This window comes from Kitasatospora sp. NPDC034533, assembly GCF_055575155.1.
The window spans coordinates 25,030-37,709 of sequence record NZ_JBVITE010000074.1 but is presented as its reverse complement, the minus strand read 5'-3'; the positions used below and the strand labels follow the sequence as shown (position 1 = coordinate 37,709).

Here is a 12,680-nt window from a genome sequence, read left to right as displayed (position 1 = left end):
CAGAAACGAGCATCGACCTCGGATATGTCCCCACCCATGAACAGCCCAACGAGCGAACCCAACGAACGTCACGGTAAGCACCGTTGCAGTACTAGAAGAGCAGGGTTGCCCAAGGGCTTCCGGGCGCTATGCCCCCGTGATGTGAACAGGCGCCTCGGCTACCGACGGAGTCCGACTGCCAGCCGTCCCGGCAGGTGGAGGCATGGGGCATGACCACTTGTCGGGCCTGCGTCGGGGACATGGTGATAGAGGTGGCGCGGGCCACAGTGCGGGCGTCGAAACAAACCCTGTGGTCAAGTACTACCTGGGCGGCATTCCCGGCCTGGGCTCGCTTTCGTCTGTAGGCCGCCATGATCGCGGACTCGTCCGACACCTCACCGCTTGACAACCGCGACGGTGACAAAGGGTGAAGGTGTAGATCGAGAACGGCAGGGTCGAGCACCGAGACCAACGGAATCGCCGTGTTCCGCGTCTCCTCATCAAGCCGATCAGCTTCCTTGCGGTGCTGGCGGCAAGCGGCCTCCTGAGAGTGCTCCTGCCAGGCGTTCCAACCCCACGAACCCGCTCCCCAGAGGACCGCTGCCACCGCCAAAGCGAGAACGGCCAGCCGTCTGATCGTCTGACCACGCATCACCCGGTGTCGGCGTTGTGCAGTGAGGGCCGCCGCGTCTTTCGCGGCGGCCACGACCCTTTTGCGGTCCTCTGATGTGTTGTGATACCGACAGCCACCGCCGCGGCCAATCTCATCCGGCAGTTGGCACGGTGTGCCCTTTGTCGTCGGGCGTCCGCATATGGGTTTCAGCGGGTGACGCCCATGACGTGGTGGCCCCTGAATCGGCATGGCCAGCATTCTGCCCTGGCGTGGATCGTAGTTGCATCCCCCGTGGAATGACCGGCCAGCGGGAACAAGAGGTGTCATCGGCCTTCGGTCGATCCGGCAGGACGCTCCAGCGACGTCGCCATCCGGCCCTGAACTTTTCCCAACTTCGAGGACGCCCTCCGCATCGGCCTCGCTCACGACCCTGGTAGACGGGAACAACGGGCGCCGGGGCCTCTCGACCGTGTGGCTTTTGGCGGGCCGGGGTCAGACGCGCAGGTCGAGGTACGGCTCCGCGTAGCGGGTGCGGCCGCAGACCGTGAGCAGGACCGGATACTCCCCCTCCGGCAGCCCCAGGAGACGGGCGACCAGGTGTTCGTCGAAGGAACGCGCCGGGCGGGCGAAGCGGGTCTGGGCGGCCGCGCCCAGGCTCAGGCCGTGCGCCAGCCAGCCGCAGGCCAGTTGCAGCAGGCTCCAGGCCGCCGGCCCCTGACGCTCGATCAGCCACCGCGGATCCACGGTGCAGAACCACAGCGACGAAGCGTGCCGGACCCCGCTGTCGTTGCCCGGGGCCAGCGGATAGCCGAAGCCCTCCTCCAGCTCCGCGGCCAGGCCCGAGGCCTGCCGGACCAGGGCGAGCCCACCGTCCGGCGCCAGCCGGTAGTGGCCGTCCGGCAGACCCTCGGTGTGCTGGAGCACCACGTGCACCGACACGGCCTCCCGGACGGGCGCCAGCGGGCCGGGCGGCACCGGCACGCCCGCCCACGCCGCCAGCGACTCCACCTCGGCGGCCGTGCAGGCGCCCGGGCGGACGGAGAAGCCGGTGAGGGGCAGCGGTACCCGGCCCGCGCTGCGGTTCCACAGCACCTCCGCCCAGGACGCCCGCCCGTCCGGCACCTCCGGCTCGGCGGACTTTGGAAGCGCGGTGGCCGGGGCGGGGACGACGCCGGGGGCGTCGCGGCGCGGGGCGGCGACCGACTCGGATCCGGTCAGGCTGGGGTGGGCGGCCGAGGCGGACAGCAGCGCGTCCGGTCCGGCGGCCACCGGGCGCTCGCCGGCCGTGGTGCCGAACGGCGCCGGGCCCGCCACGCCGTGCAGGGTCACCACCACCGGCACCGACCAGCAGCCCGGACCGCTGTCCGCCAGCAGCCGTTGGGCGGCGGAGGGTTCCGGGCCGGTGCTCTGCACCGTCGCCGGGCAGTCGAAGAGTTCGGCGGCCGTGAGCACCGCCCGCAGGTTGATGCCCAGCTCCAGGTCCCCCAGCGCCCGGCGCAGGATGCCGTACGGCGTCGGCAGGTCGGTCAGCCGGGCGGCCAGCACCACCCGCACCGCCGCCCCCGGCGGCCGCAGCTCCGGCGGGACGGGCGCGTCCACCGCCACCAGGGCGTGCCGGTACGGGTCGAGGTAGCCGGCCCGGCCGTCCGCCCCCACCACCAGCGCGTGGACCGGGAACTTGCTGCGCACCGACGCCACCGCGCGGTGGTCGTTCGCCGGGTTCGACGGCTCGCGCCGTTGCAGGCCGAGCGCGGCCACCAGGAGGTGCCCGAGCCGGTCCCCGTCGGCGGGATGCTCCACCGGCCGGCCCGCGCCGAACGGCAGGCCTTCCAGCAGCCGGAAGGTACCGGCCGGCAGCGGGCGGAGGTCGCCGCCGCGGGCCGCCGCGGGCGGCAGCAGCGCGGTGGTGGCGATTCGCTCGTCGACGGCGACCGGGTCCAGCAGCAGGCCCCGGAGCGGGCCCTGGGCGAGCGCGAAGCGCAGCACCTCCGCTGGGGTGGGGGGCTCGGGGGCGGTGGGCATACGGGGCTCCGTAGGTCGTCGGGAGTGCAGGGAGGGCCTGGCCGGTCGGGCGGGCCGGGAGGGCCGGGCGGCCAGAAAGGCCGGGCCGGTCGACGGTCAGTGCAGGCGCAGCCGGGCGCAGGTCCACGGCAGCGGGCCGAGGACCGGGTCGGCGGGCAGTCGGCGCAGCGTCAGCCGGTGCTCGGCCGACAGCGCGTGCAGCGCGCGGGCCAGCGCCGGCGGGGTGAGGTGCTCCACGCACCAGGTGCCGGCCACCGGGTGGGTGCCGCCGGTGCTCTGCGCGGTGAACAGCGTCCCGAGGACGGCGTAGGCGGCGGACGCCGGGCTCGGGCCCCACTCGGCGGCGAGCACGGCGCCGTCCGGGCCGCGGGCGTCGGCCAGGTGCCAGGCGCCGTCGCCGAGCCGGTGCGCCGTCAGGTCGAAGCGGCGGCCGTGGTAGTCGGCGAGTGCGCTGTGCAGGGCCCGGGCGGTGGGGTGCTCCAGCGCGGACGGCGGCAGGGCCCGGCCGGGGGCCTCCAGGGTCCGGGGGGTCAGCGCGCGGAGCAGTCCGTCGAGGGCGGCGTGCGCGGGGGTGGTGCCGGCGCAGGGCTGCTCCGCCCGGTCCCTCGTGCCCGCGCCGTCCGGTTCGGCCGGGGAGGCGTCGGCGTACTGGCGGAGCAGGGCGAGCAGGGCGTGGCGGCGGGCGGCGGTGGCGTCCTCGCCCCAGCCGGTCAGCGGGGGCGCCCCCGGCGGGAGGACCGGGCGCAGGGTGACGGCGGCGACCGGCCGGCGGTGTTCGGCTGCGGCCTGGTCCGGCCAGTGGCCCAGGCCGCGCCACGGCTCGGTCAGGACGGCCGGGTCCGTGTCGCCGGGCGGCTCGTCGGGGTCGAGCGGCTGCCAGCCGGTGGCGGCCGCCGGCTCCGGCAGGGCGACGGGCGCCACGTCGGCGGTCGGGCCGTGTACCACCAGGAGCCCGTCGACGGGCGCCAGGCCGGTGATCCGGTCGACCACGCGCCGGGCGGCGAGCGCCCCGGCGAGGACCGCGCCCACCGGCATCGGCGCCGGCCCCTGCGGCAGCACCGCCAGCCAGCCGGCCACCCGGCGCGCCGCCGCCCGGAAGTCGGCGATCCGCGCGGGGTCGTCCAGGACCGGTCCGACGACGGCGTGCCGGGGCCCGCAGGAGACCGGGAGCACGGCGGGGGGCACGGCGCCCTGTGGCGGGGGGTGGTCGGCCCCTGACGGACGGTCGGCCCCTGACGGACGGTCGGCCGCCGACGGGCGCTCGGCCCCTGACGGGTGCTCGGCGTCCGCGGCGGCCCCCTCGGGCAGGATCCGCACGGTGACCTCCGCCGGTCCGCCGGGCGGTGCGGCGCTGCCCACAGCGAGGCGGGCGAGGGAGCGGGCCGCGGCGTCGGCGGCCGGGCCGGTGCCGGTGACGGTGGCGGTGGTGCGGCGCAGGCGGTGGTAGAGGGCGTACGGCTGCTCGGCGTGTTCCTCCAGGTGGGCGACGATCTCCTCGTGGCGGGGGTCGGTGGGCGGCGGGCCGCCGGCCGCGTCCGGGTCGAACAGGAGCCCTCGGCCGGCGAGCACCGGGAGCAGCTTGGCGAGCAGCGGGCCGGACGGTCCGTCGGCGAGGTCGGCCGGGTCGGCGCCGTCGGTGAGCGGGCCGAGCCGGCGGTCGAGCGCCTCGAACAGGGCGGCGGGGCCGCGGACGACGAAGGCGGTGCCCCGGAAGGAGCAGTGCAGGCCCTGCGGGACGGGGGCGAAGTGGCAGCCGGGCCGGAGCTTGAGCCGGGTCACCTGGCCGGGCTTCCGCAGTCGATCAGCCAGGGTCCGGCGGCCGGTGCGCCGGGGCCCAGCAGGACGCGGCCGATCCGGGGCCGGTCGGGGCCCGCGGCAGGCAGGTCGATCCGCAGGCGGGTGGCGCCGGAGAGCCAGGCGGCGACCTGGACGGGGGCGGGCAGCCGCCAGGCGGGGAGCCGGGGCGGGCAGGCGGCGGTGAGCGGGCGGCCGTCCTGGTCGGTGACGGCGAGGGTGTCGGTGTCGGGCCGGTGGCTGAGCCGGGCCTCGTACCAGGGGTAGGGGGCGGGGTCGGCCGGCCTGCCGGCGGTGCCCGCGCCGTGCAGGGCGAGCGTGCCGTCGTGGGGGGTGGTCAGGAGCTGGTAGCCGCCGTCCGGTTCGCGGAAGCGGGCGGGCAGCTCGGGCGCGGGGCCCGGCCCCGCGCCGTTGAGCCGCTCGGCCAGGGCGGCGGCAGCGGCGGCGCGGGCGGCGAGCAGCGCGGTGAGCGAGCCGTCGGCGGGGCCGAACTCCTCGGCGCCGCCCGCGTCGAGCATGCCGGAGCGGCGGTGGACGACGGAGAGCAGGTCGGCGGCGCAGTCCACCAGCGGGGCGCTGCCGCCGCTGCCGTGGCGGTCGGTGAAGGCCACGGTGAGCAGCGCCCGGATGTCGTGGCCGCGGTCGAGCGGGCCGAGCAGCGGGAGCAGGGCGGCGAGGTCGGCGAACGCCTCGGCGTAGCCCTCGGGCGGTGCGCCGAGCGCGTGGCGCACCGCCTCCGAGGGGTCCGGGGCGACGGGGTCGGCGGCGGTGGGGGCGGCGAGCAGCAGTCCGCTGCCGAGGCCCGCGGTGACGGCGGCTTCGGCGGGGCCGAGGCCGAGCCGGCGGGCCAGCGCGGCGGTGAGCCGGTCGCGGCCGGCGGGGCCGAGCGCGCTGAAGGCGACGAGGGTGCGGACGGTGGCGGTGGCGGTGACGGCGAGGTTGCGGGTCCGGTCGGGTGCGGTGACCTGGTAGCGGACCTGGCCGTCGCGGAGCACGGCGGTGGCGTTCAGCGCCACGGTGTCGGCGGTCGTGGTGGTCACCGGGCGGTCCCGGGGAACTGCGGGCGGACCTTCTCGACGAACAGTTCGGTGCTGCGCAGCGCGGGCGCGCCGCCGAAGTCCCCGAAGTCGGCCTGCCAGAGCAGCCCGTCGACGTCCATCCGTTCCTGGAAGCGGCCGATCTGCTCCGCGACGTGCTCGGGGGAGCCGACGATGGCGCTGCCGTTGGCGCGCAGGTCCTTGGCGGTGAGGGTGCGGATGGAGGCGGCCAGGCCGGTGTACTGGTGGTAGTCCTTGGAGACGGTCTCGTCCCACGGGTCGAGGGCGGAGCTCCACACCTCCAGGTAGCGGTTGAGGTGGGGGTCGGCGAGGGCCCGGGCCTCCTGGTCGGTCTCGGCGACGACCAGCGGGAGGCTGGCCATCACGCGCGGCGCGGAGTCGGGGTGGTGCTCGCTGTGGGTCCGGCGGTACAGCTCGACCATGGTGTTGTCGAGTTCCCGGCCGGTGGGCGTGATCAGCAGGCCGTGGCCGAGTTCGCCGATCCGGCGGAAGCTCTCGGGGGACTGCACGGCGGCGATCCACAGCGGCGGGCCGTCCGGCCGGGTGGGGCGGGGCAGCACGGTGGCGTTGCGCAGGGTGAAGTAGGGGGTCCGCTCGTCGACGCCCTCCTCCCGGAGCATCCGCGCGACGGCGGCGACGACCGCCTCGAAGCGGGCCCGGCTGCCGTCCATCGGCACGTCGAAGGCGTGGAACTCGTGCGGCAGGTAGGCGCGGGCGAAGCCGACCTCCAGCCGGCCATGGCTGATCGCGTCCACCATGGCGATGTGCGAGGCGAGTTGCACGGGGTGGTGGAAGACCGGGAGCACGCAGCCGGTGATCAGCCGGATGTCGGTGGTCTGCGCGGCGACGGCGGTGAGGAAGGTGAGCGGGCTGGGGCAGTAGCCGCCGTAGGGGTGCAGGTAGTGCTCGGTCATCTTGACGTAGTCCAGGCCGGCCTGGTCGCCGTAGCGGGACAGCGCCAGCACCTCGTCGTAGTACGCGGCGGGTGACTTGGTCTCCGGGGTGGAGTCGGGCAGGAAGGACAGGCCGAAACGCACGGGGGTACCTCCGGGGGCGGTGGGGCGGGGATTCAGGGCTGCAGGACGATGCCGGTGAACGCGCCGGGGTCGAGGTGGACGCGGGCCGCCTCGGCGACCTGGTCGGCGGTCACCCGCGCGAGGGAGGCCGGGAAGGCGGACAGCCAGGCCGGCCGCAGGCCGTGCACGGCGGTGTCGAGCAGGGCGTCGGCCAGGCCGATCTGGGTGGCCAGGGAGATCGCCCGGATGCCCGCGCTGTACCCGGCGGCGGCCTCGACCTCGGCCGGGGTGGGCGGCCGGTCGCCGCTGAGGCGGGCCAGCACGTCGAAGGTGCGCTCCAGCGACTCGTCCCGGTGCCGGGGGTCGACGCCGAACTGGACGAGGTTGACGGCGGTGGTGCCGATCTCGACGGCGGCGCAGCGGGCGCTGTAGGCGTAGCCGGCCTCCTCGCGCAGGGAGCGGACCAGCCGGGAGGAGAAGTAGCCGGCGAAGACGAGTTCGGCCAGGTGCAGGGCGGCGAAGCCGGGGTCGGTGCGGGGCAGTGAGGGCGCGGCGAGCCGGGCCTCGGCCTGGCGCAGGCCGGGCATCGGCACGTCGGCGATCGGGCCGCCGGTGACCTGCGGGGGGCTGGCCATCTCGCGGGCGGGGCCGGGGCCGGTCCAGTCGGCCAGGGCGAGGGCGGCGGCGTCCAGGGCCCGCTCCGGCGTCAGGTCGCCGACCAGGACCAGGGTCGAGCCGTCGGGAAGGAGCCCCTCGGCGCGGCGGCGGGTCAGGGTGTCCACGGTCACCGCGCGGACCAGTTCGGCGTCCGGGGTCTCCCGGGCGGCGGGGTGTTCGCCGAAGCAGTGCCGCAGCAGGGCGGCGCGGCCGGCGTACTGCGGCATCCGGCCGGCGAGCCGGATCCGCTGGAGCAGCCGGGCGCGCTCGGCCTCCACGTCGGCGGTCCGGAAGGCGGTGCCGGTGAGCAGGTCGGCGAGCAGGTCGAGCAGGGTGGGCAGGCCCTCGCTCAGCAGCCGGGCGGTGATCTTGAGCCGCTCGGGGCGGGCCTCGACGCGCAGGCTGCCGCCGTAGCCGGCGAGCACCTCGTCCACCGCGGCGCGGTCGCGGCGGGCCGCGCCGCAGGTCAGGGCGGCGGCGAGGAGTTCGGCCTCGGCGGCGTGCTCGGGGCTCTCGCCGCCGTAGGGCAGGGCGAGGCGCAGTTCGACGACGGGGACGGCGGCGCGGCGGGCGGCGAGCACCCGCAGGCCGTTGGGCAGGGTGCGCTCCAGGTACGCGGGCGGGCGGGCGGCGGCCGGGCGCGGCACCACGAGGACGGAGGTGGCGGCGGGGGTGGCGGGGGCGGTGGTCACGGGCGGCCTCCGGCCGGTTCGACGGTGAGGACGGCCGGCGGGCAGGCGGCCAGCGCGGCCGCGGCGGCGCGGACCCGGCCGGTGTCGACGGCGGCCAGCAGCCGGGGCAGTTCGGTGACCAGTTCGGCCCGGCCGTACAGCACCTCGAAGGCGGCGGCTCGCCGGGCCCGGGCGGCGACCGGGTCGGTCTCGGAGTACCAGGTGGCGCTCAACCGCCGCACGGCGCGGCCGAGTTCGGCCGCGTCGAAGCCGCCCGGCCCGGCGAGCAGGGTGAGCTGGTGGCGGATCAGCGCGGCGACCTCGCCCGGGGTGCGGCCGGGTGCGCAGACGGCGGTGGCGACCAGGGCCTCCGGGTCCCGGGCGTCGAAGGCCTGGCCGGTGAGCGAGGGCAGCACCGCCGCCTGGGTGGCCCGCCCCTCGCGGACCAGGGTGCGGCGCAGCCGGCCGTGCTGGGGGTCGCCGAGCAGGGCGGCGACCAGCAGCGCGGCCAGGTGTTCGGGGGTGCCGGGGGCAGGGCAGCGCCAGCCGACGGCGACCGCGGCGGCCGGGGCCAGCGGGTCGCCGACGGTGTGGGTGCGTCCCTCGCGCGGCGGCGGTTCGCCGTGGTCGCGGCGCGGCGGGCGGGGCCGGGCGGGCAGCGCGCCGAAGTGCTTCTCGGCCAGGTCGAGGGCGTGGCGCGGGTCGAAGGCGCCGCTGATCGCCAGGACGGCGCTGCCGGGGGTGTAGTGGTCGGCGAAGAACCGCTCGCACTCCTGGGGGGTGACGCCGCTGAGCGAGCGGGTGTCGCCGTAGCCGTTGTGGGCGTTGGCCTCGTCGCGGAACAGCACCGGCGGCAGGGTGAAGGCCGGGAAGCCGCCGTAGGGGCGGCCGAGGAAGTTCTGGTTGATCTCCTCGGCCACGACCGCGATCTGGTTGGCGATGGTCTCCGGGGTGATGCGGGGGCCGCGCATCCGGTCGGCCTCCAGGAACAGCACCAGCTCCAGTGCCTCGGCCGGCACCACCTGGTAGTAGCAGGTGTGGTCGCGCTGGGTGACGGCGTTGAAGGCGCCGCCGGCGGCCTGCACCCGCTCGGCGTGCCCAAGCTTGGGCAGCGAGGAGCTGCCCTGGAACATCAGGTGCTCGAAGAGGTGGGCGAAGCCCGGCCGGGCCTCGCTGCGGTAGCCGACGTCGTAGGCGACGGCGACCGCGACGGCCGGGACCTCGAGGTCGGGCAGCAGGACGACGGTGAGTCCGTTGCCGAGCCGGTGGCGCAGCGTCCGCCCGGCGGCGGGCGGTGCGGTGGTACCGAGGGGCACGGGGGTTCCCTTCTCAGACACGGCTCGGGGCGGTCAGCGGTCGGTGGAGCGGACCGAGCGCAGCCCGAACCAGACGGTCAGGGCGGCCAGGCCGAGCGTGACCGCCGCGCCGGCCAGGGTGGCGGTGGAGGTGAGCCGCCCGTCGAACAGCTCGCGGACCCCGGTCACCACGTGGGTCAGCGGGTTGGCCCGGGAGAGCCCGGAGAGCCAGCCCGGCGCGAGCGTCATCGGCAGCAGCACCCCGGACAGCAGCAGGGTCGGCAGGGTCACCGCGTTGATCAGCTGCCCGAAGACGTCCTCGGCGGGGATGCGCAGCGCCAGCCCGTACGACAGGGCGGACATCGCCAGGCCGAGCACGCACAGCACGAGGAAGGACAGCACCACCCCGGCGAGCGAGGCGCGCAGTCCCAGCCCGACGGCGCCGAGCACCAGCAGGCCGCCCTGGACGGCGTACACCACGGCGTCGCGCATCACCCGGCCGAGCAGCAGGCCCAGTTCCCCGGCGGCGGTGACCCGCATCCGGTCCAGCACGCCGGAGCGGATCTCGGCGATCACGCCGAAGCCGACGAAGGCGGAGGCGAAGACGCTCTGCTGCACCAGCAGGCCGGGGACGAACACCCGCCAGGGGTTGTCGCCGAAGCCGGGCACCGCGGCCAGCTTGGCCAGCAGCGGGCCGAACAGCACCAGGTAGAGCAGCGGCTGGACCAGGCTCATGATCACCCAGGCGGGGTTGCGCAGGGTGAACCGCAGCGAGCGGCGGAAGATGATCAGGCTGGTGCGCAGGGTGCTCACCGGGCCACCCCCGCGACCGCCGACGCCGCGGCGGGGCTCTCCTCGCGCAGCGAGCGGCCGGTGAGCCGCAGGAAGGCGTCCTCCAGGCTGGGCCGTTTCACCTCCACCGAGCTGAGCGCGACCCCGGCCGCGTCCAGCGCCTTCAGCAGTTCCGGGAGCCTGCGCTGCGCGGACGCGCAGTGCAGGTGGACCCGCTCGGCGGTCACGTCCGGCCGGCAGTCGGGCAGCACCCGGGCGGCGGTGGCGGCGCAGTCGCCGATCTGCTCGGTCTCCAGGATGATCACGTCACCGCTGATCTGGTCCTTCAGCGCCTTGGCGGTGTCGGCGGCGACGATCCGGCCGCCGTCGATGACGAGGATCCGGTCGCAGAGCCCGTCCGCCTCCTCCAGGTAGTGGGTGGTGAGGAAGACGGTGAGGTTCTGCTCGGCGCGCAGCGCCCGCAGGTGCTCCCAGAGGTTGGCCCGGGACTGCGGGTCCAGGCCCGCGGTCGGTTCGTCGAGGAAGAGCACCCGCGGCCGGTGCACCAGGCCGAGGGCGAGGTCCAGGCGGCGGCGCTGGCCGCCGGACAGGCGCCCGCAGGGGCGGTCCAGCAGCTCGGTCAGCTCGAAGCGCTCGGCGCTCTCGGCGGCCCGCTCGGCGGCCTGCGCCGCCGTCATCCCCTGGAGCCGGGCCTGGGTGCGCAGTTCGTCGCCGGCGCGGTGGTCGCCGCCGGAGCCGCTCTGCCCGACGTAGCCGATCCGGCGGCGGACCTCGGCGCGCTGGCGCGCCACGTCCATCCCGGCCACGGTGGCGGTGCCGGAGGTGGGCCGCAGCAGGGTGCACAGCATCCGTACGGTGGTGGTCTTGCCCGCCCCGTTGGGGCCGAGGAAGCCGACGGCCTCGCCCTCGGCGACCGACAGGTCGACGCCGGCGACGGCCTGGACGGGCCCCGAGCGGGTGCGGAAACTGCGGGTCAGTGCCTGGGCTTGGATCACGATGGCTCCGATTCTGAGCAGGAGGCCCGGCCGGATCGGCGGAAGGAGGGCCGCGGCCGCGGGTGCGCCGCCAGGTCGGTCCCCGACTCTGCGAGGTCGGCCCCGGTGCCGTCCAGGGGTGACGGGGCGCCAAAGGGCCCGTTGGCAGCAAACTGCAAGCGGGAAATGGTCCGGTTTGCTCCGTTCCGCTGGCCCACGGCGCCTCAAGGGCCCCTCGAACGCCGCTCAAGCCCCCGCCGAAACCCGCGGGCGCCCGGCAACTTGATGCCGCGCCGAGCGCTTGCCCGGTGCGACCGCCGCCCCGGAAGCTGATTGCCGTTGCGAGGACGACCGGCGTCCTCGGACGAACCGAGAGGAGATCGGCATGAGCATCGACTTCGGCGCCTTCGACGTCACCGAGCTGGAGGTCCTGGAGGCCGGCGACGGCGTCGCGCTGCCCGACATGGGCGCGTCCATCATCATCGTCTACCCGACCGTGACCCCGGACGGCGAGGAGGTCCTCGGCGAGGCCGACCTGAACGGCATCTCCGGCTCGCTGTCCACCTCCTGCTGCTGACCCGGCCCAGCAGCTGAGGCGCTGACCGCCCGGCAGCCGGCCCGAGCGCCGCACTGACCCTGGACAGCGCCACGCACAGCCCATCGGCCACCTGCGAACGACCGCGCGGCCTCAGCCGCACCGGTCGCCTCGCGTACCTCCGGGAGACACGCCATGGAAACCATCGGCCCGGGCACGGCCGTACGGATCACCGACCACTCGGCGCAGCCGCGGGACCTGCTGCGCGCCCTGGACACGCCACTGCGGCTGCTCAGGGACGCGCAGCAGCTCCCCGTGGTGCACCTGCGCCGCGGCTGGCTGCACGGCTCGCACCTGCGGGTGCTGGTGCGCTCCTACCCGCACCGGCCGCCCGTGCTGGCCGAGTTCACCGAGCAGGCCCGCCAGGCCGCCGCCGACCTCAGCGCGCGGCCCCCCGCCGAGAGCGACTACCTGCGCCGTGCCGAGCAGCTCGGCCGCTGGGAGAACCGCCGCGAGGACCCGCTGCCGCTGCACCCGCACGGCCACGTCGAGTGCGGACCCGACGAGGACGCGGCCCGCTTCTCCGCCCCGTTGCTGCTCACCCGCGACCTGATGGCCGACGCCTACCTGGACTGCGTCCTGGACACCGCCGCCCTGCCCGACGAGGACCTGCTGCCGCAGCTCGCCCGCGTCCTCGCCCTGGTCGCCCGCTCCCACCCCCAGGGCTACCCCGTCGGCACCCTGGCCCTGCGTTCCCACGTCGAGGGCGTCTGCTCCGCCACCGGGAACCACACCGACCTGCGCGCGATCTACGCCCGGCGCTACCGGCAGGACGCGGAGCGCTTCACCGAGGCGCTCACCCGCGACGTCGACAGCCCGCTGCTGCGCGGCTGGGAGAGGGCGCTGACCCGTATCTGGGGCACCGCCGAGGCGGCGTGCGCGCACGGCGTCCTGAACGAGGACGCCATCCACCGGGCCGTCGGCCCCATGGAGTACCCGCTCGGCAGGCCGGTGCGCAGCGACTTCATCGCCGCCTACCTGGAGAACCGGCAGGCCGCCGAGCAGAACTACCGGCAGAACGCCTACCGGCTGCTGCTCAACACCCTGTACCCGACCCTGACCTGCTTCGGCATCACCCCCATGCAGCGCTACTACCTCTGCTACGGCCTCGCCGAGGCCGCGGACGCGCTCACCGGGGCCACGTCGGTGGAACGGATGCGGGCCCGGCGCGGCCAGCTCGCCGCGTCCTGACCGTCCCCCCGCTTCCGGCGGTC

The 12,680-nt window shown here is 75.9% G+C and carries 9 protein-coding genes and 1 pseudogene; 2 read left to right on the top strand and 8 right to left on the bottom strand.

What is annotated here, in order from left to right:
- Positions 1-1,084: 1,084 nt before the first annotated feature.
- From ACZ55U_RS33915 to ACZ55U_RS33880, 8 genes and pseudogenes are all read right to left on the bottom strand, one after another.
- Positions 1,085-2,614, bottom strand: a complete 1,530-nt coding sequence (locus tag ACZ55U_RS33915; RefSeq protein WP_465532484.1) for a nitroreductase family protein — start codon at positions 2,612-2,614, stop codon at positions 1,085-1,087.
- A gap of 96 nt (positions 2,615-2,710) precedes the next feature.
- Positions 2,711-4,393 (bottom strand): hypothetical protein, encoded by a 1,683-nt coding sequence (locus tag ACZ55U_RS33910; protein ID WP_465532482.1) that lies wholly within the window; start codon positions 4,391-4,393, stop codon positions 2,711-2,713.
- A complete protein-coding gene (locus ACZ55U_RS33905; protein ID WP_465532480.1) occupies positions 4,390-5,448 on the bottom strand; it encodes a hypothetical protein in 1,059 nt (352 codons plus the stop codon). The genes ACZ55U_RS33910 and ACZ55U_RS33905 overlap by 4 nt, the downstream gene beginning before the upstream one ends.
- Positions 5,445-6,503, bottom strand: coding sequence for an LLM class flavin-dependent oxidoreductase (locus tag ACZ55U_RS33900; protein ID WP_465532478.1), 1,059 nt, complete (start codon positions 6,501-6,503; stop codon positions 5,445-5,447). Before ACZ55U_RS33900 ends, ACZ55U_RS33905 begins: the two co-directional genes overlap by 4 nt.
- 32 nt (positions 6,504-6,535) lie before the next feature.
- The gene (locus ACZ55U_RS33895; protein WP_465532476.1) at positions 6,536-7,831 is read right to left on the bottom strand and encodes a M16 family metallopeptidase; all 1,296 of its coding nucleotides are present in this window, start codon (positions 7,829-7,831) and stop codon (positions 6,536-6,538) included.
- Complete coding sequence (locus ACZ55U_RS33890; protein ID WP_465532474.1) at positions 7,828-9,126, bottom strand: M16 family metallopeptidase; 1,299 nt, start codon at positions 9,124-9,126, stop codon at positions 7,828-7,830. Before ACZ55U_RS33890 ends, ACZ55U_RS33895 begins: the two co-directional genes overlap by 4 nt.
- A 33-nt stretch (positions 9,127-9,159) precedes the next feature.
- Positions 9,160-9,918, bottom strand: coding sequence for an ABC transporter permease (locus ACZ55U_RS33885; RefSeq protein ID WP_465532472.1), 759 nt, complete (start codon positions 9,916-9,918; stop codon positions 9,160-9,162).
- Between the two features lie 281 nt (positions 9,919-10,199).
- A pseudogene (locus ACZ55U_RS33880) lies at positions 10,200-10,904 on the bottom strand (ABC transporter ATP-binding protein); the annotation flags it as partial.
- A 352-nt stretch (positions 10,905-11,256) separates the two neighbouring features.
- Between ACZ55U_RS33880 and ACZ55U_RS33875 the strand changes: the two are divergent.
- Together ACZ55U_RS33875 and ACZ55U_RS33870 are read left to right on the top strand one after the other, a co-directional pair.
- On the top strand, positions 11,257-11,448 hold the full coding sequence (locus ACZ55U_RS33875; RefSeq protein WP_380697135.1) for a thiopeptide-type bacteriocin: 192 nt from the start codon (positions 11,257-11,259) through the stop codon (positions 11,446-11,448).
- Between the two features lie 153 nt (positions 11,449-11,601).
- Positions 11,602-12,657, top strand: a complete 1,056-nt coding sequence (locus ACZ55U_RS33870; RefSeq protein WP_465532470.1) for a hypothetical protein — start codon at positions 11,602-11,604, stop codon at positions 12,655-12,657.
- Positions 12,658-12,680: the final 23 nt, after the last annotated feature.